Here is an 18261-nt window from a genome sequence, read left to right on the forward strand (position 1 = left end):
CACGATGGGGTTCCGTGGTTGTCAGCGGCGCGTCTTCCGTTGGCCCTCAATCGTTGCGTTGGTTGTTCCGGCTCCTGTCGTGCAGTTGGTCAGTGCTCGTCAGGCTGGATTAACTCTGCAAGTTCTCCTAGGTTGCTGAGCGTGGGGGCGAGGCGGGCGAGGGTACGGAGCCGGATTGCGTAGGCGCGGCGTTGGATGTCCGTGCCGTGCTCGGCGATGGCCTCGGCATGCTGGCGGGCCTGGTCGGAATCGCTGTGGGCCGCAGCGGATACTGTGGCGAAAAATGCTCCGGTGATGCCAGTAAGTACGTCCGGGCGGGCGTCTAGGACGCGATGCATGAATGGGACATCTGCCTGGTCTACGGCGGTGAATGCCTGATCGATTGCGACGTCCCGGTCGGTGACGATCTCGTAGATCTCGTCGTAGGTGAGAGTTTCGGTGAGTTGGAGAATGGCGAGGTGCAGACGCGCGCTGGGTGCGTCTGTCCCGGCGAGCAATGCCTGGACTTCTCGCGTGCGTAGTTTGCTGCCGTGTTCCTCGAGGAAGTCTCTGGACTCGGCCCAACTGGGAGTTGCGACCCACTCGCGTAGTAGCTGGGGTACTTCGTAATGGGCCCTTCCACGGTCCAGGACGATGTCAAAGCCTTCCGTATCGGCCTGGCCAAGGAAGACAGTGAGGTTGTCGATGGCCGGGTTGTGGGGGAAGAGAGCCGCAGCCAGTTCCAAGTGATGGCGGAAGTCCGGTTGTAGGAGCCGCTCGGCGTGCGCGCGTAGGAATGCTTCGGTGGCGGACCAGCCGGCCACCTTGGCCCATTGGTTGAGAAGTTCGACAACGTCGTCGGGTAGGGGGTCACGAGCCCAGTTGGGCAGCCGCGGATCTTGGATGCCGAGGCTCGTTACGGTACTCCGTACCTGTTGCCGTGCCCGGCTCAGGGATGATGGATCGCCGACAGCGCAAGCCAGCGCCGCCCGTACGAGCTGTTCTACGGCAAGAGCGACGTCAGCATGTGCAACGAGATAGTCGGAGTAGTGGACACGAAGTTCCGCTTGGGCGAGCGGGCTGAGTTCCAAGTCAATGATGGCCTCCTCCCAGGCGGCAGACGGGACTTTGGCCCCGTTCTGCAGGTCGGCGAGCTTGTTCAGGCATATCGCCAGGTTGGGGAGGTGGGTATCCGAGTCTGTCTCCGCTAGGGTGCAGTAGTAGTCGACGGCCTCGGTGATCGAGGTCAGAGCCGCCGCCTGATCGCCGACCCCGCTCTGCCGGATGGCGAGGTTGTACAGGCTGCCAGCGAGGTTCGGAAAATAGACAGCCGAATTTGCCTTCGTCAGGGTGCGGTAGTAGTCGACGGCCTCGGTGATCGAGGCCAGAGCCGCCCGCTGATCACCGACCTCGCTCTGCCGGATGGCGAGGTTATTCAGGTACATCGCGAGGTTGGGGAGATGGGTGGCCCGGTCCGCGTCCGCCAGGGTGCGGCAGTAGTCGACGGCCTTGGTTTGCGAGGCCAGAGCCGCTTCATGGTCGCCGACCTCGCCCTGCTGGACGGCGAGGTTGTTGAGGCTGTCGGCGAGTTTGGGGAGATAGGTGGCCAGGTCCACTTGGGCGAGGGCGTGGTAGTAGTCGATGGCCTTGGTTTGCGAGGCCAGAGCCGCTTCATGGTCGCCGACCTCGCCCTGCTGGACGGCGAGGTCGTTCAGGCTGTCGGCGAGTTTGGGGAGATAGGTGGCCAGGTCCACTTGGGCGAGGGCGTGGTAGTAGTCGACGGCCTCGGTGATCGAGGCCAGAGCCGCCCGCTGATCGCCGACCTCGCTCTGCTGGATGGCGAGGCCCTTGAGGTACATCGCGAAGTTGGGCAGATGGACGGCCGGGTTCGTTTGGGTGAGGGTGCGCTGGTAGGCGACGGCCTCGGTGTGCGAGACCAGTGACGCCCGCTGATCGCCGACCTCGCTCTGCCGGATGGCGAGGTCGTTCAGGCTATCGGCAAGGTCAGGGAGGTGGGTGTCCGGGTCGGTCTTCGCCAGGGTGCGGTAGGAGCCGACGGCCTCGGTGATCGAGGCAACAGCCGCCCGCTGATCACCCGCCTTGCTCTGCCGCCTGGCGAGGTTCTTCAGGCACATCGCGAATTTGGGGAGGTGGGTGTCCGGGTCGGTCTTCGCCAGGGTGCGGTAGTAGCCGACGGCCTCGGTGTGCGAGACCAGTGACGCCCGCTGATCACCGACCTCGCTCTGACGGATGGCGAGGTTGTTCAGACCGTCGGCGAGGTCGGGGAGGTGGGTGTCCGGGTCTGTCTTCGCCAGGGTGCGGTAGTAGCCGACGGCCTCGGTGATCGAGGCCAGAGCCGCCCGCTGATCACCGACCTCGCTCTGCTGGACGGCGAGGTCGTTCAGACCGTCGGCGAGGTCGGGGAGGTGGGTGTCCGGGTCTGTCTTCGCCAGGGTGCGGTAGTAGCCGACGGCCTCGGTGATCGAGGCCAGAGCCGCCCGCTGATCACCGACCTCGCTCTGCCGAGCGGCGAGTATGTTCAGACTGTCGGCGAGGTTGGGAAGATAGGTGGCCCGGTCTGCTTGGGCGAGAGCACGGTAATAGCCGACGGCCTCGGCGTTCGAGGTCAGAGCCGCTTCATGGTCGCCGACCTTGGTCTGCCGCCTGGCGAGCCTATTCAGGCTGTCGGCGAGGTCGGGGAGGTGGGTGTCCGGGTCGGTCTTCGCCAGGGTGCGGTAGTAGTCGACGGCCTCGGTGATCGAGGCCAGAGCCGCCCGCTGATCACCGACCTTGCTCTGCAGGATGGCGAGCTTGTTCAGGTAGTCGCCAAGGTTGGGGAGGTGGGTGTCCGGGTCGGTCTTCGCCAGGGTGCGGTAGTACTCGACGGCCTCGGTGATCGAGGCAACAGCCGCCCGCTGATCACCGACCTTGCTCTGCCGAGCGGCGAGGTCGTACAAGCTGTTGGCGAGGTTGGGAAGGTGGGTGTCCGGGTCTGTCTTCACCAGAGTGCGGTAGTAGCCGACGGCCTCGGTGATCGAGGCAACAGCCGCCCGCTGATCACCGACCTTGCTCTGCCGAACGGCGAGGTTATTCAGGGACATCGCCAAGTTGGGGAGATGGACGGCCGGGTTTGCCTTCGCCAAAGCGCGGTAGTAGTTGACGGCCTTGGTGATCGAGGCCAGAGCCCCTTCCCGATCTCCGATATCACCCTGCCGGTTGGCGAGGTTGTACAGGCTCTTGGTGAGGTTGGGAAGGTGGGTAGCCGGGTCTGTCTTCACGAGGGTGCGGTAGTAGCCGACGGCCTCAGCGTTCGAGGCCAGGGCCCCTTCCCGATCCCCATCCGCACGCTGCTGGATAGCGAGGTTGTACAGGGACGAGGCGAGGATGGGGAGGTGGGTGGTGGGGGCTGTCTTTGCCAGGGTGCGGCAATATTCGATGGCCTCGGTGATCGAGGCCACAGCCGCCCGCCGATCGCCAGCCTCCCCCTGCTGAACGGCGAGGTTGTTCAGGGATATCGCGAGGTCGGGAAGGTGGGTGGTGGGGTCTGTCTTCGCCAGGGTGCGGTAGTAGCTGATGGCCTCGGTGATCGAGGCCACAGCCGCCCGCCGATCGCCGGCCTCGCTCTGCTGGACGGCGAGGTTGCAGAGACCGTCGGCGAGGTCGGGGAGGTTGGTGTTCCGGTCTGTCTTCGCCAGGGTGCGGTAGTAGTCGATGGCCTCGGTGATCGAGGCCAGAGCCGCCCGCCGATCGCCGACGTTGTATTGGCGGAGGCCGACGCGTTGAAGCTGGGCAGCAATGTTGGCGGGTTGAGAGGTGTCATCGGCCCGCAGGATCGAGAGCCGTCGCAGATCGGCATGCAGGCCGAGTTCGGGCAGGCCGATCGAAGTGAGCGGGATGGCGCTGGAGAGTTCACCGAGCCAGGGCACCGCCGGGTCTTCGTCGATAAGTCGGTGGAGCGCGGATAGTGCGGTGCCGCCTTGCTCCATAGCGATAGGGAGGAGGGACTTCCAGCGGTCTGTTCTGGCACTGACCCACGCCGTCACCATGTCTGTGGTGCTGTCGGGTGCAGCTGCGGCAGCGCGGTTGAGCTGGCGCAGGGCGGACAGAAGATGGTAGCCCTCAAGACCGTCCAAAATGCTGGTGAGCAGAGCTCCGTCGTCGTGGAGTTCGTGGAGGGTGAGGTGGTCAGCGATGGGGTCCGGGCGTAGGACGAGGGGCTCGCCAGGCCCGGGTTGCAGGCAGGTGGTCAGTGTGGTGCGGACTGTCTCGCGCCATTGTGTGTCGTCGCGGAGCTCTTCCACGGCGCGTAGCGCGGCGTGGACTTCTTTGCGGGTGGTGGGCGCACGCAAGGTGAGGCTTGCGACGGATCGGTTGAGGACGTCGAGGGGAGCGTCGGCGTCTTTAGGCAGGCCGGCGAATCGGTTGTAGGTCTGGGTCCAGTAGGTGCGTTCGTGGGCAAGGACTTCTTCGTAAAGCTCCTCGCGTGTGGTGGGGAGCTGGTCGGGGCTGCGGGCGGCGAGGAGGGCCAGCAGGATGTAATCCAGGGTGGTCCAATCGGCCGGTGCGGCCTGGTCGGCGGCCTCAAGATCAAGGTCGGTGTCGGGCCTCTGGTGGAAGATACGGGCGGCGCGACGGAAGATTGCGGCGCCGGCGGGGTGTTCAGGCGGGAGGTGCAGGGGGTCGCGTTCGCGGACGAGGTGGCCGTCGCGGTTCCATGTCCTGCGTAGAGTGGTGAGCCATTGGCCGTTGATGGCGCGGGCGGTCATGATGACGATAGCGGGCGCGGCGCCGCGGTCGACCCGGCGTTTGAGGATGGTCAATAGGTGTTCGGCGTCGGCGGTGCGGGCGTCGGCGTAGTCAAGGACGATGAGGGTGGGGGAGACGACAGTGCCCAACCAGTCCCGCCCGGTGGCGCCTTCGCGCAAGTAGCCGGTGTACCAGCCGTCGCGAGTGGCTAGTTGGTGGGCGAGTTCCAGAGCGAGTCGGGACTTGCCCGCGCCCCCGACGCCATGGATAACGGCGATGCCGGTGTAGGGTCCGGCGGCGGCGGTGCGGCACCAGTCGGTGAGGATGGTCAGCTCGTCCCGGGCCTGGAAGGGCACCACCGCGTGCTCGGCTTGCAGCACCTGCAGGGGCCGGTGCACAAGCGGGTCCAGCGCCACATACGGCGGGCGCAGCGGCTGGTCGTCAGGGCGGTCAGCCGGAGCATGGGTGTCGCGGGCATGCCAGGCACGGCCGATGTCGACAGCCAGACGCCAGGTCCACTCTCGGGCGTAGCGGGCCCCAGCACGCGCAGCATCGGTGAAGGCGGCGCTTGTGCCGAGGATCGGTGAGGAGGGCAGGGCCTGCGCAACGCCGATCGGGTCCAGCAGCAGCAGCGGCCTCCATGGCCCCGTAGGGTCGGTCTGGACCAGCTCGTCGAAGCCTCCGGGGCGGTTGGCCCATACGTCCATGTCCGGGATCTGGATGCCGTCGGAGTCGTCGGAGCCGAGGTCGTCGATCCACACGCCGAGCAGGGCGTGGGCTGCGCCTCCGGGCTCGGGCGGGTCGAGGATAAGGACGAGGGGATGCAGGCCAGAGTGGAGGCAGGCGCCAGCCAGGATCAGGGCGAGGTCCAGACAGGTGGCGTGCTTGGGGCACCACAGCACCTCGCCGGGCTGACGGATGACCTGGCGGTCGGGATCGTCGGAGGGCTCCTCGTGGGCGTAGGTGATACCGGCACCGCTCAGTGCCTCGTACACCGCCTGGGCCTGCCCAAGCCGGCTGTCGGCCGGGGGTCCGGGCAGGTGGAGCAGGGCTGCCACCTCGTCGGGCAGCACGTACTTGGCCAGCGCAGCCGGTTCCCCATCGAGGGACCAGCGGGGCCACGAACCGGCAGAACTCATGGAACCACCACCGCGAGGGTGTCGGACGTGGACAGGTCACCGACGCCGGGCACGGCCCGAACACTCACCCGCACGTCATACAGACCGGGCTCCTGGCCGGGCAGTTCCGTGACGTAGCTACCTCCGTCACAGTCCCACTCGAGCCGAACTTCCGCGACCGCAGACCGTGGGCCGCGCACCGGGCGCACGGTGGCCCAGACCGCGAGCCCGGCCGCGCCGGTGGCCTCCGGCGGCAGGCTGCCCCCGCACAACCACACCCGAAGCGGGATCGTGGCGCCCTGGGCGTGGAGTTCGTCCACATCCAGGCCGAGGGCGGCCTCGCGTTCCTCGCCGCGAGCCGCGGTCAGCCTCTGCCGTTCCTCGTAGACCTGGACGAGGCCGGCGATCCAGTCGGCGGCGACAATGGGGCCGTGGCGGTCGCGGGCCCGCCAGCCGGAGGTGTCGTGGCCGTCCATCTCCACCGGCACGGCCGAGATCGCCGGTACGGTGCCGTCGCCATCATCTTCCTCCCAGCCCGCCAGCTCCAGCCAGCCCGGCAGCGACTTGCTGACCTTCAGCGCGTGGCCATCCCAGACCGCCGAGGCCGCAGTGCGGTGGCTCCAGCCCAGCCGGGGCACCACCTGTGGCTCGGCGCCGCTGCGCGGCATCGCCTGCCACGCCTGCTCGATCTCCTCATGCAGCGCGAAGCCCTGCTTCGCCAGCAAGCGCAGGCTGTCCAGGGGCACATCATGGGGGTAGAGGGGAGCCGCGGCGGCGGTGTCCCAGACCATCGGGTAGCGGGGCAGCAACTCGGCCATCGACGGCCACTGGCCCAGCAGCTCGCTCACCCCATCAAGCCGGATCCCCGCCACCCGTACACCGTTGGCCAGCAGCTGCAATGCCTTCGGGGCGCCCCGGTGAGGCGTGCCCAGTGTGATCAGAGCCCGGCACAGCGACCAGCCTTCCAACGGGCCCAGCCAGTACCGGGCGACCAGACCGCCCATCGAATGGGCGACCACGACGACCCGCCCCGCCCGCTCGGACGGGGCGACATCCTGCAGCCGGTCGTGGACGTCGGCGGCGAGCAGCTTCGCGGCGTGCCTGACGCTGAGGCGGAAGTCGTACGGGAACAGCACCACGTTCGCGTCTGGGTTCCGCCGGTCTGGGTGCCCAACGTCGATGACCGTACCGGGCAGGGCCTGGAGGTTCGCCACAAGCCGTTCGTAGCCACGGACAACAGTCCAGCCCGGCAGCAGCCGCTTGGAGCCAATCAGACCCACCGCCCGCAGCGGCTCATCCATCGACAGTCGGCGCGGCCGCGACAGCAGGTCGGCGATGTCGCAGAAGCCCGCGTCCCACACAGTCTCCGGCTGTTTGAGGCCGTCCTCGGGCCGCCGCTCCAGCACGCTGCCACCGATCCCGGGCAGCACGTACACCAGATGCCTGCGTCCCATTTCCCCAGCCTCCCCCGCCTGGGCCGCATCCACCAGTCCACACCAAGCCGCCTCTTTTAACAGTAAAGGTAGATGGCGGGAGTGCCGGCAAATATCAGCCTTTTTGAACCTCTCGACTCGCGCGGTTTCTGCAGACGCGGCAGAGGACAGCACGGCGCTGACGCGGCCGTACCCGGCGGAGGGAGGCGTCAAGCACCAACGGTCGCACTGCCTCCGGCACCGACGCCCGTCCGTGGCGCGCGGCGCGGTCGGATCTCTTGAAGAGCGATCGGTACAGCCGGTGTCGCCGCAAATGGCACATGAGACAGCCAGAGGTTCTTGTCCTAGGGTGCGGCCACCCAGTCGATGCCTGGGATCTCCAGCAGGGCGAGACAAACGGTGTAAGCCCCTCCAAAGGGAGCACCGAATGATCGATGCACTCCCCGCCGTCGTTGATGACGACATGGCGAAGAGCAGGCCGACCGGGCCGGACAGCGACGGAGTCGACGCCCAGCTGATCGGGCAACTAGTGGAGCAGGCCCGTGCGGCCGGGCTGCAGCTGACCGGTGAGGGCGGCCTGCTGGCCCAGCTCACCAAACGCGTTCTGGAAGCCGCGCTCGAAGGCGAGATCACCGACCATCTCGGCTACGAGCGCGGCGATCCGGTTGGCAACAACGGCGGCAACTCCCGCAACTGTGAGTATGTGGGTGTGCCGCTGCGGTTCCGTGGACTGACCCGTCCCGCAACTGGCGTAGATGCCCTGGTCCCGAACTGTCGTCCATGGCGGTCGAAGTGGTGCTTGACGACGTCGGCCCGGTGCCGCGTGTCCCGATAGGAGCCTTGCACCAGGCACCACCACGGTTCTGACCGCGGCCCCCGGTCCGGCGTCGGCCATCGCCCCTGACGTCGAATCGAGGAGCCGTATGACCACCCCCATCATTCCGGCGCCGGCCGCCGCAAGCCAGGACGAAGTCGTTCTGGGAGTCGATACGCATAAGGACGTCCATGTCGCAGCCGTGACCACAGTGTTGGGTGAGGTGCTGGCGACCGGGTCGTTCCCGGCTACCGCTGTTGGTTACCGCACGCTGCTGGCGTGGGCGGCCGGCTTCGGTGTGGTCCATCGGGCCGGCCGGACTCGCCCAGATCGACTTGCGAGGACTCGGCGCGATGCCAGCCGATCGTATAAGTCCGCGTCGCGATCGGCCCGCATAGCTGCAGGCATGGCAGGTCGAGACCCGCCAAACTGGAGCGTACGTCCGTCAAATGCGGGTCGATCAAAGTTCGCGAGAGTGGCTATACCGGCAGGATCTCAGGTGAGTCTGCCATTGCCCGATTGATCACGTTCATTAGTCGGCAGTGAGGATCTGTGGCACCATTCTGTCCGCCAGGCGTACCAGTGTTTCTGCGTAGGCTCTGGCGTGCTGACGGTGGACCTGGCCCGCTGATCCCCGTTGGTCGCCGGCAGCGGCGCGAGCACACACGAAGGAGATCCTTGTGGCACGTCGCACCATCGTCGTCTCCACCGACGACCTCGACGGCTCCGATGCCAGCGTCGAAAGCACCCGCTTCAGCTACGAGGGCGTCGCCTACGAGATCGACCTCAGCGCCCCCAACCGTGCCTTGCTCGCCGCAGCGCTCGCGCCGTTCATCGCCGCCGGCCGCAGAAGCCTCGACGGGAACGGCAAGGGCCGCGGCGCGCGGCCCACGGCCGACGGACAGGCCGCATTCAATCGGCGGGTTCGTGACTGGTCGGCGACCCGGGGTGAGCCGGTCGCCGAGCGCGGGCGCATTCCGCAGAAGACGGTCGACGCCTACCTCGCCGCCGGGCTGCGCTGAGCCAGCCATCCATGGCGACCTCTTGCCATCTCCGCACGCCCACAGGCATAATCGATGTAGTTGAGCAGGGTGCGAGCCCGGCGTGGTGGGAGTGGCAGTCTGATGGCGCTCCCACCACGCACGCAGCCACCCTTCGACGTGTCGCGACGGACGCGGTTACAGCCAGTCCTGTCCACGGCAGGGACCTGCGACGGGTTGTCCACTTCCACTAAGGTCCGGCGCGGATGTCGTCGCGCAGGTCGGCGTACTCCCCCGTCGGGTCCGCCCGCACCGTGTGGTGGTGCCGTTCGACCCACTCCGGCCCGATCTTCGGGTACGCGGGTGGCAGCACCGGCCAGGTCGAAGCAGGTCCGCGCAGTACGATCCGCGGCACCCGCTCGTAGCTCTCACCGGCGCGCTCGCGGACCTGCCCCGCCGGCACCCACGTCGTCAGCAGCGCGCGCAGCGGCTGGCCCCGGAAGATGCGATAGATCCAGGCGATGCCGGCGTGCCATCCGTCGTCGCCTTGCCCCCAGAACAGCAGCGCCGCCGGGACGATGCCTTCGCCGACGCCGGACACCGTCACCAGCGGTGGGACCGGCCGTGCGAGGTCTGCCAACTGAGCGGTGGTGGGCATCGGACCGTAGGCGGACTGTCCCGGCATTTCAGCCATACCCGCGCGCCGGGCCGCAGTGTCGGCGCGTGCTCGCCTGACGGTTCATGACCTGCCCAGCTGCCGTAACGATCAAGGTCAGCTTGATCGTACATCAGTTCGAATCATCGGTACGGACAACCCGCCAAAGCGCAGGCCCGGTGCGCTGGGGGCGCCGGGACATGACCGTGGCACCGCAGTCACGCAAGGCTGCTACGCGCAAGGATCTTGACGACGCATCATGCGCTCAGCGGTGGTTGGGCATGGGGCCGTTGCACCTGCTGAACTGGGTCAGAATGGGCCGGCCCTGCTGTACGCCAGGTACGGACTCGAAGGTGAACGCTGCATAGACGCCCTGCGGACCGTTCACTGTGACCTGCCGGTAGTCGCGCCGGGCATACACCGTCACCAGTTCCAGGGCGGCAAGCTCCGGCTGGCCCTCGAAGGTCAGCACATCCGACACAATCTCTTCGGGCGTGCGCAAGTCGGGAGTCTCGGAGCCCCCGACGGCGTAGTCGAGGGTGCTTGAGACCACGCCGTTGCCGGGATCGCAGGACAGAAGCTCGGAGTCGGGTCGCAACTTGTCGCCAACCTCCGCGACCGCACCGGACCCGGCCGGCAGGTCCCCTACGGCACCGCTAACGGCCACCACGATTGCGACCAGCAGCGCGGGTGCGCTGATGAGCGTGGCCAGTCGGCGCCTGCTCACGTGTATCCCCCACTCGCAGCGAGCGGCCACCTCGGCGCGGCCTCATCACGTACAACGTCCCTGTGTTGCCGTGCGCCTCTGTCTGAGGTGGCTGCCGTGCTGTCGCGATCTGGTCAATGGCGTGCGGGCCAGCCTGCGTATGGCATGACGGACGCCGTCCGGCGCCCACTGCCTCGCGGCTGCGCGGCCGGCGGGCACCTGCGGGCTAGTCGGCGGTGCGTAGTGCCCGCGCCGGACGGTCGGGCTCGACCGCGTTCCATGGCAGCAGAACGCTGCTGGCCAGCAGCAACAACGCTGCGACACCGATCGCCGCAGCAGGGCCGAGTAGCCACGCCAAGACACCGCCGGCTGCGATGAACAGCGGCTGCACACACCTGGTGCCCGCCGACCAGGTGGTCAGCACCCTGCCCAGATGGCCGTCGCCGACCGCATCCATCCGGTAGGTCACGAACAGGGGCCCGAACACCCCTGCGCACAAGAGCAGCATCGTGTCCGCCACGATGATCAGAACCAGGCCAGCCGTGTCCGGCGGCGCGAACGGCACCAGCACCATCCACACGGTCCGGGCCGCGCCCGCGCCCAGCAGGACCCGCCGTGACCCGTACCGGCGCACCAGCGGGCCGGTCAGCAGCGACCCGACGATTCCACCTAACGCCGGTACGCCGACCGCCAGGCCGTACTGCCAAGGTGCCAAGCCCAGCTCACCCAGCATCAACACCGGCAGGATCGGCGACGCAAGCATGATCGCCCCACCGAAGATCTGCGAATTGACGAACAGAGCGCCTAGATCAGCGCGGGCGTAGATGTAGCGCCATCCGGCGGTGAGCTGCGCAGTCCACGGCTCGTCGTGGCGCGCTGCCGGTGGCGGTTCAGGGGTGCGGATGCGGCGGATCCACGCGGCGGATCCGAGGTAGCTGACCGCGTCGACCGCGGCCGTGGCCAGCGGCCCGACCGCCGACACGATCAGCCCTCCCAGCGGCGGCCCGACGCTGATCGCGGTCCAGAACGTGGCCTCCATCCGGCTGTTGGCCCGCGTCCGCAGCTGCGCAGGAACCAGGTTCTTCAGATGGGCTCCGCTTGCGGCGGCGAACGTCATCGCCGCGGCGGTGTTGACGACGCCGACCAGGCACAGCTGAGTGATCGTCAGGGCTCCGAGCGCGGCGGCGGCGGGCAGGCTCGCCAACGCCGCGAACCGCACCAGATCGGCGCCGATCATGTAAGGGCGTTTACGGCTGAGATCGATGCGGCTGCCGACCGGCAGGGCGATGGCCGCGGCGATGGCCGCGGCGACGGCCGCTGACAGCGCCGCGAGCATCGACACCTGCCACGCAGGCGAGTCGAGCACGATGATCGCGACCAGCGGCAACGTGCCGGCCCCGACGGCGCTGCCGAACTCACTGATCGCGTAGCCGGCCCACAACCGGCGAAAGTCCCGACCGAGCCCGGCAGTCGACGTCATGGCCGACATTGTCGCCAGCCGACTCCCCGGGGTCCCGGTCGGCAGGCGAGAATCAGCAGATGCGCTCCCCCGTCAGTACGCGCGAGGCCGTGCACGCCCTGGTCGCCGAGATCAGTCCCGTGGACGCTGTGGAAGCCGAGCACCGCGACACGGTCCTGGCCTGGATCAGCAGCGATGCCCCGCTCTACCGGGTGAGCAAGCCCGACAACCCGCCCATGCACCTGGTCTCCTACATGGTCCCAGATGCCGATCGACGATCTCGACCCGCACATGCACCGCTTCCTCACCAAGATCGCCGAACCGCGGCGGCGACACACCCTTTAACCGCACCAAAAGAGCGCCCGAGCGCGGCGGCCGCACCGCTCAGCGAGGCGTCTGAACACCCGACGGCGCAATGCTTGCGGGTCCCTGCCGCTAACAATTGCCACCCGATCGGGCGACACGCATTCCACAGAAACAGCCAGGGCCGGAGCGCGATCTAGGGTGGAGCAAGTGACCACGCTCCGACTCGGCACCCGCGGCACCATCCTCGCCCTGGCGCAGGCCACCCACGTCGCCGACGCCTTGCACACCGCACACCCGCGACTGCGGGTCCAGCTCGTCACGATCCCCACCCACGGCGACCGGTGGGCAGACAACCTCGGCGCCGGCACCGGAATCAAAGGCGCCTACATCCGCGAGATCGACCAACAGCTCGCCGACGGCGCGATCGACCTGGCAGTGCACTGCCTCAAAGACCGCCCCAGCCACGCCGCCGAGCACCACGGCGTGGTCCTGGCCGCGCATCTACGCCGCGACGAGCCCCGCGACGCCCTGGTCACCGCCACCGGCTCGACCCTGGCCCTACTACCACCGGCGTCGGTAGTGGGCACCAGCGCACCGCGCCGCCAGGCACAGCTGCGCCGGCACCGCCCCGCCCTGCGGATCAAACCAGTGCGCGGCAGCATCGAAGCCCGGCTGCAGCGTGTCGACAGCGGCGAGCTCGACGCCGTCATAGTGTCGGCCGCCGCGCTGCACCGCACCGGCCAGGCTGACCGGATCACCGAATTACTGCCGCTGGACTCGCATCTGCCGGCCGCCGGCGCTGCCGTACTGGCCGTCACCGCCCGCCCCGGTGATGAACGAACCCGGGACCTCGTTGCTGTTCTGGACCACCCCGACACCGCCACCGCAGCCACGGCAGAGCGCGCCTACCTGCGCAGGCTCGGAGCCACATGCCGCTCCAGCATCGCCGCACACGCGACCGTGGCCGAGGACATGGTGACACTGCGCGCCAGCGTCTACTCCCCCAGCGGAGACCGCGTCCTGCACACCGTCGTCGGCGGGGCCGTAAGCCAGGCCCGCAAGGTCGGCCGGGACGCTGCCGAGCAACTGCTGGCACTCGGCGCTCGCAAGCTCCTCAATACCGACACGGCCTGACACGCCCCTGCTGTCCGCACCGCGCTGCCAGAGGGTCCTAGTCCATGCCTGCGCTGCTGCGGCAGTGTCTGCGATTGCCAACCACGGCATACACGTACGGCCATGTCGACGAGGCCATAACCAGGCCTGGGCGCTCAGGTCGGCCAGTCCAGCTGTGCGGTCGGCACGCCCACCGACTCCGCATATGCCCTGACCTGGTCGTTTTGGTTCTGATCGCCGAGGCGGATCACGAACCGGCGCCCGGCAAACACGACGTGCCGCGCGTTCGCCACGGCATAGTCGGCGTACCACGGACCGGCCGCAAGTGCCGCCGCAAGCTGGTCACCAAGTCTTTCGACCTCGTCATCCGCGCAAGCGAAGTCGATTAGAGTCCACTGCTCGGTGTAGGTTCTCATTGCCCTTGTCCAGACCCAGCGTTCAGAGCTGCAGGCTTCGCGACGCTTTCACCGATGTCACCTTGGCAATTCTCGCCAGCCCTGTCATTTCCCGACGCCTGCATTTGGTCACGATGTGCATGATCCTTCAGCCGACAGCGCACAGGGGCTGCTACAGCGTGCTTGGACGCGGCTAACAACTGGGCGTCGGTGGCAACGACCCTACCGTGATCGAGCTGAGCTGTGACGCCGCCGCCATGATCGGCGATCGTGCGCAGGTGTGCATCGTTCCCGACGCCAACCACCTGTTCAGCGAACCCGGCGCGCTGCAGCAGGTCGCCGAGCCGAGCTGGCGATCGGATGGTTCTACCTGCATCTGGCACCAGCGGCAGCGGCACAGCTGCCGCAGGAACGGTCCGCGCCGCCGCAAGGCGTGTCCCGGGACAACTTGACGGCAGCATCGCAGCCTTGCCAGACGGAGTCCCGCGACCAGGCGAACCATTGACAGGGGCGGCTAATGGTCGGAGCGGCCTACGGAAAGGTCACCAATGAGTTCCGGAACCGGCTACTCCTCGGGGTCGGCCAGGGCGTGGAACCGGTAGAGCCACCTCGGGTCGCCGCCTGGGTTGGGTTCCCGGATGTAGACGGCCTCCCAGGGATCCTGCGCTCCGGCGGCGGCGAGGGGATCGTCCGCAGGCAGCCAGATCGAAACCGACATCGGCGGATCGTCGGCGTCCGGTACGTCGATCTCCTCCAAGGACTCAGCCGCGCCGTGCACGAACTTGACGGTGATCTTCTCCATGGCGCCCTTCCTGTGAGCAGTGCTGGCGCGGGGTGAACGCCGTCAGAGACGGTGCGTTACCGAGGTCCCGTGCTGTGCGGCCCGGTCACACATGCCGACAGGGTTTGCGGCTGGGCTCAGGCCGGTGTCGCGTCGGACCCGGTTGCCGTCACCTACGCAGTCGGGGCAGCGGTGGGCTGGGTCGGGGCCGGTCGGAGCGTCCCATCCGGCGAGTACGGCTTCCAGTCGCAGGCTTGCGTAGTGGTAGCAGCCGTCGTCGAACGCCGTGAACCGGGTGCCGCAGTCGTCGCAGCTGATCGCGAAGTACTGTCGGCCTCGGTGGTCGCGTTTGAGGTGCAGCGCCATCGTCGGTCACTCCTGCGGGCCTCGTTTTGGCTGCTGGTCCTTGCGGCGCAGCAGTTCGATCATCGCGTTGGCGGCGGCGAGTTGGTATTCGAGGCTGACGATGCGCACGGCTGCGTCCAGGCGGATGCCGTCGTCGACCAGGGCGCGGGCGCGTTCAGCGCGGTGCAGGTCGTCGCGGCTGTAGCGGCGGTGTCCGCCCTCGGAGCGGTGCACTTCGAACAGCCCGGCTGTTTCGGCTGAGCGCAGGAAGGCGGGGGTGACGCCGATGGCGGTCGCGGCCGCGTTCATCGCGTAGCCGGGATAGCTCGCGTCGCCCAGCGCTGCGGCTCTGTTCAGCGGGCGGGGAAGGTCCGCCATCGCCGTCACCTCCATCGTGTCTGGTCGCTGTTTCGGGCTGGCCCGGCGTGGCGCGGGCGGGAGGGGTTTCCGCCCGCGCCACGCCGGGCCCAATGATCTTCCTGCCGTCACCGCTTTCCGCGGCGGCCCGTGCCCCGCGTCAGCTGGTCGCGCCGACCTTCTCTCGGTCGCTGGTGGCCTCAGTGCTCTGCTCGCCGGAGTCACCGGTGATCATCTTGTGGCCCTGGTGCGATCCGATCTCGGTGGGCTGAGTCCGCAGAATCTCGATCTTGCGTGGCTTGGCCTGCTCCGCGACGGGGATTGTGAGGGTCAGCACCCCGTCGGTGTACTGGGCCCGGATGTCGTCGACGGCCAGGCCGTCGCCGAGGACCAGTTGGCGGCTGTAGGCACCCGACGGGCGCTCGGAGACCAGGTAGGTCGCGCCTTGCGGGTCGTGGCGGCGCCGTTCGGCCCGCACGGTCAGGGTCTGGTTCTCCGCCGACACGTCCAGGGAGTCGGGGTCGATGCCGGGCAGGTCGAACCGGACCACGAACTCATCGCCCGCGCGCAGACAGTCCATCGGCATCAGCGACGGGGTGCGCGCGGTTCCGAACACTTCGGCGGCCAGCCGGTCGAAGTCGCGGAACGGATCGAAACGAAGGGTCTGCATGACCAACACCTCCTGATGTCCGGGGCGCCAGTGCGCCCGCGTTGCATGTAGGGCTTAACGCTTTGAGCAATCCGGCGCTCGCCGGGGCTCAGTGTCGCCGGTTCGGCGGTCTGCGGCAGTCCAGTCGCGCCCGCCGACGGCGGTGGTAGTGGGCCGGAACCAGCAAGGCCACCGTGATCACCCCCTTGTGCGAGCTGCCCTCACCAGGAACCATGACCCAACTGACACAAGAATTTTATGTCCACGACCGCAGATTCTGTCAAGCGGTGGACGGCCTTTTCCTGTCTGCGCTGGGGGTGGGGCAGCCCGGACCGGGGCGACACGTGCAGGTGCCGGCGGGCGGGCGCTCCATTGCTGCGGCGCTATCGGCCCAGCAGCGTGGACAGGTTTGCTGCCTGAAGGGTTCTGCGAAGCCAGGGCTGGACGTGCACGCACCGCATGGCGATGTCCTGGCTGAGCGCGTACTCCTGGATGCGGGCCAGCGCGGTCAGCGCGGCGGGTTCCAAAACCAGTGCGCAGCCCAGGTCCACGACCAGGCGGCGGCAGCCGGCCCCGTCCAACGCCCGGCACAGTTCGCCGACCACGACCTCGACGTCACCGTCGATGATCTCGCCGACGACCTTCACCGTGCACTCGTCGCCGTTCACGCTGACATCGCACCTCGCGGGCACGGCTCCTCCTCTGACTGCGGCTTTCACCATCATGGCCCGCCGACCTCGCCTGTGGTACGGGTCCGGTGATCGCCCTGCCGCCGCACCGTGAGCCTGGTCGTCCTGCCCGCCGCCCTGCGACCGGGGTGATGGGCCGCCTGCCGGCCGTCCGGTCAGAAGGGTTAGGCGCCGCGGGTCGCGGACGTCGCCGCCCCGGCCCCGCATGCGATCGGCGCGTTCACCGTGGCCACCGGCTTCGACGCTTGGGTGGTGTGCAGGCGTGCCGGCGCCGGTGCGCCAGTGGCCGCAGCGCGCGCATCTGGCAACCGCGGCCTGGTAGCGCTGCTTGTCTGGTTTGCGGGCGAGCTAATGCGGCGATTTCGGCCGTCTGGCGGATGTTCCCGCGCGCGCCGCGTGCGACTGTGGTCGTTTGGCGCTTCGTGCCGGAGGTACCGAAAGGAACGCGTGGGCGTCACCTGCGATGACATATTGCACAGGCTGGAACGGCTTGCCGATTCCGGCGCCGGGGTCCTTGCCTGTGCCGTGCGTGACGCCATCGCGTGCAACGTACCGCTGGAACAAGATCGCACAGCGGGCGAACATGCCGTTGGAAGACATCCTGGCCGTTTTCGACCGGTAACGGCGACGGTCCCCCGCGCATCGGATGCCCGAACTGTGCACGAACTGCCGTGCGTCACCCGGCCGGGCCATCGTCGCCGCACGGCCCCGCGGATTGCAGCGTGACGACTCCCGTAACCAGGTAAGCGCATTCTCGTCGGCGAGTACCAAGGTCCACTGCCTGATGACATCGACGCCAGCCAGTGGCGTGGAGTCGGCGCCCGAGCCGGGCAGCGCCACGCAGATCCAGATCTGCTCGCCGAGCGCTTGGGCCGCCTGGCGCAGTTGCACGGCGACAGGGTCGAACATGATGCTGTATTCCAGCCCCACACCGGTGAGGTCGACTCCGTAGCCGGGCGGCTGCTCGTGCGTCCCCACCAGGCCCGCGGTGAGCGTCACCGCCAGGTGCGGGCGCTGCTGGGCCGGGGCAGGCAACCCGGTGCCACGCTTGCCGAACTGCTCCCACGCGGCCTGCGGGTGCATGGACAGCATGTCGCCCAGTGCCCACCAGTCCATGTCGGCGGCCAGCGCGTCGCGCACCACCGCCTTGACGAGGTGACGGCCGCCGTCGCTCAGCCGTTGTCTGGCCAGCGCCGCCTCCCGCAGCCGGCCTTGCTCAGCCGCCGACGCCGCCGTGCTCAACGCCTGCATAAGCTGGCGGTGTGCTCGGCGACGAACGCCGCAGCGTACGCGCCGATACCCGTAGAGCTCATGCCAGGTCCCGTTCCCATACCGGACGCCCCGTCGAGCGCCGCAAAGGCTCAACGCAGACCCGGCCGGGTTGATGACGAAACGCTCAGCCCGGCGATGCTGGCGCGGGGCCGGGGGACGTGCTGCGCCGCGCCGGCCCGGCGCGGGCAGATGAACGAACAGAGACGGGCCCTCAGCCCGCGCACCGCATGGTCGCGCCTGATGTCAACGTCAAGGCCGCCAGCGGGCCGTCGGCGCGGAACCCGCGCATGCCCAGCACCCGCCCCAAGAGTCGGATAACATCCGAATGCTGCGGTTTGCCGTATTCCCGCCCCTGGTGGTGCGGGCTCCGCGGGCGCGTCTTCGGCTCGCGGGGGCGCGAGAAAGGCCGGGCTACGGGGGTGCCCGGCCTTTCCGCCGTCGCCAGGCGCGGCCCGCTCCGTCCG

The 18261-nt window shown here is 68.3% G+C and carries 14 protein-coding genes and 1 pseudogene; 4 read left to right on the forward strand and 11 right to left on the reverse strand.

The window, feature by feature from the left end:
- Nucleotides 1-89 precede the first annotated feature (89 nt).
- Both HAV39_RS38150 and HAV39_RS38155 read right to left on the reverse strand, forming a co-directional pair.
- Nucleotides 90-5864 (reverse strand): tetratricopeptide repeat protein, encoded by a 5775-nt coding sequence (locus HAV39_RS38150; protein ID WP_191844023.1) that lies wholly within the window; start codon nt 5862-5864, stop codon nt 90-92.
- Nucleotides 5861-7279 (reverse strand): lipase/acyltransferase domain-containing protein, encoded by a 1419-nt coding sequence (locus HAV39_RS38155; protein WP_191844024.1) that lies wholly within the window; start codon nt 7277-7279, stop codon nt 5861-5863. Before HAV39_RS38155 ends, HAV39_RS38150 begins: the two co-directional genes overlap by 4 nt.
- Nucleotides 7280-7739: 460 nt before the next feature.
- On the opposite strand from HAV39_RS38155, the pseudogene HAV39_RS43115 reads away from it, so the two are divergent.
- Nucleotides 7740-7970 (forward strand): annotated as a pseudogene (locus HAV39_RS43115) (transposase); the annotation flags it as partial.
- 800 nt (nt 7971-8770) lie between these two features.
- Complete coding sequence (locus HAV39_RS38165; protein ID WP_191844025.1) at nt 8771-9112, forward strand: histone-like nucleoid-structuring protein Lsr2; 342 nt, start codon at nt 8771-8773, stop codon at nt 9110-9112.
- 208 nt (nt 9113-9320) lie between these two features.
- On the opposite strand, the gene HAV39_RS38170 is transcribed toward HAV39_RS38165, so the two are convergent.
- The 3 genes from HAV39_RS38170 to HAV39_RS38180 form a co-directional block, all read right to left on the reverse strand.
- Entirely contained in the window at nt 9321-9728 is a 408-nt protein-coding gene (locus HAV39_RS38170) for a hypothetical protein (protein WP_191844026.1), read from the reverse strand.
- A 262-nt stretch (nt 9729-9990) separates the two neighbouring features.
- On the reverse strand, nt 9991-10452 hold the full coding sequence (locus tag HAV39_RS38175) for a hypothetical protein (RefSeq protein WP_191844027.1): 462 nt from the start codon (nt 10450-10452) through the stop codon (nt 9991-9993).
- A gap of 205 nt (nt 10453-10657) precedes the next feature.
- Nucleotides 10658-11920, reverse strand: a complete 1263-nt coding sequence (locus HAV39_RS38180; protein WP_342355597.1) for an MFS transporter — start codon at nt 11918-11920, stop codon at nt 10658-10660.
- A gap of 483 nt (nt 11921-12403) precedes the next feature.
- Here HAV39_RS38180 and hemC point away from each other — a divergent pair, with 483 nt between their 5' ends.
- On the forward strand, nt 12404-13330 hold the full coding sequence (gene hemC / locus HAV39_RS38185) for a hydroxymethylbilane synthase (protein ID WP_191844029.1): 927 nt from the start codon (nt 12404-12406) through the stop codon (nt 13328-13330).
- A 134-nt stretch (nt 13331-13464) separates the two neighbouring features.
- Here hemC and HAV39_RS38190 read toward each other — a convergent pair whose 3' ends face one another.
- Entirely contained in the window at nt 13465-13725 is a 261-nt protein-coding gene (locus HAV39_RS38190; RefSeq protein WP_191844030.1) for a hypothetical protein, read from the reverse strand.
- 206 nt (nt 13726-13931) lie between these two features.
- Between HAV39_RS38190 and HAV39_RS38195 the strand changes: the two genes are divergently transcribed.
- Nucleotides 13932-14156 carry a hypothetical protein gene (locus tag HAV39_RS38195; RefSeq protein ID WP_144121008.1) on the forward strand — a complete coding sequence of 75 codons (225 nt, stop codon included), beginning with the start codon at nt 13932-13934 and terminating at the stop codon, nt 14154-14156.
- Nucleotides 14157-14269: 113 nt separating this feature from the next.
- Here the strand turns inward: HAV39_RS38195 and HAV39_RS38200 are convergent, their stop codons facing one another.
- From HAV39_RS38200 to HAV39_RS38220, 5 genes are all read right to left on the reverse strand, one after another.
- Nucleotides 14270-14506: a hypothetical protein gene (locus tag HAV39_RS38200; protein WP_144121009.1), complete on the reverse strand. Its 237-nt coding sequence runs from the start codon at nt 14504-14506 to the stop codon at nt 14270-14272.
- 351 nt (nt 14507-14857) lie between these two features.
- Nucleotides 14858-15208: a helix-turn-helix domain-containing protein gene (locus HAV39_RS38205; RefSeq protein ID WP_144121010.1), complete on the reverse strand. Its 351-nt coding sequence runs from the start codon at nt 15206-15208 to the stop codon at nt 14858-14860.
- Nucleotides 15209-15347: 139 nt separating this feature from the next.
- Entirely contained in the window at nt 15348-15857 is a 510-nt protein-coding gene (locus HAV39_RS38210; protein WP_144121011.1) for an Hsp20/alpha crystallin family protein, read from the reverse strand.
- Between the two features lie 362 nt (nt 15858-16219).
- Nucleotides 16220-16528, reverse strand: coding sequence for an STAS domain-containing protein (locus tag HAV39_RS38215; RefSeq protein WP_191844031.1), 309 nt, complete (start codon nt 16526-16528; stop codon nt 16220-16222).
- A gap of 345 nt (nt 16529-16873) precedes the next feature.
- Entirely contained in the window at nt 16874-17776 is a 903-nt protein-coding gene (locus tag HAV39_RS38220) for a hypothetical protein (RefSeq protein WP_144121013.1), read from the reverse strand.
- Nucleotides 17777-18261 lie beyond the last annotated feature (485 nt).

The sequence above is a fragment of the Catellatospora chokoriensis genome (genome assembly GCF_011297315.1).
GTDB classification, from domain to species: domain Bacteria; phylum Actinomycetota; class Actinomycetes; order Mycobacteriales; family Micromonosporaceae; genus Catellatospora; species Catellatospora citrea.

Excerpts from the sequence above, each read along its gene's own strand:
- HAV39_RS38190 (WP_191844030.1), bottom strand. The coding sequence starts at position 13,725 with ATGAGAACCTACACCGAGCAGTGGACTCTAATCGACTTCGCTTGCGCG.
- HAV39_RS38180 (WP_342355597.1), bottom strand. The coding sequence starts at position 11,920 with ATGTCGGCCATGACGTCGACTGCCGGGCTCGGTCGGGACTTTCGCCGG.
- HAV39_RS38220 (WP_144121013.1), bottom strand. The coding sequence starts at position 17,776 with ATGCAGGCGTTGAGCACGGCGGCGTCGGCGGCTGAGCAAGGCCGGCTG.
- HAV39_RS38210 (WP_144121011.1), bottom strand. The coding sequence starts at position 15,857 with ATGCAGACCCTTCGTTTCGATCCGTTCCGCGACTTCGACCGGCTGGCC.
- HAV39_RS38170 (WP_191844026.1), bottom strand. The coding sequence starts at position 9,728 with ATGCCCACCACCGCTCAGTTGGCAGACCTCGCACGGCCGGTCCCACCG.
- HAV39_RS38150 (WP_191844023.1), bottom strand. The coding sequence starts at position 5,864 with ATGAGTTCTGCCGGTTCGTGGCCCCGCTGGTCCCTCGATGGGGAACCG.
- HAV39_RS38200 (WP_144121009.1), bottom strand. The coding sequence starts at position 14,506 with ATGGAGAAGATCACCGTCAAGTTCGTGCACGGCGCGGCTGAGTCCTTG.
- HAV39_RS38205 (WP_144121010.1), bottom strand. The coding sequence starts at position 15,208 with ATGGCGGACCTTCCCCGCCCGCTGAACAGAGCCGCAGCGCTGGGCGAC.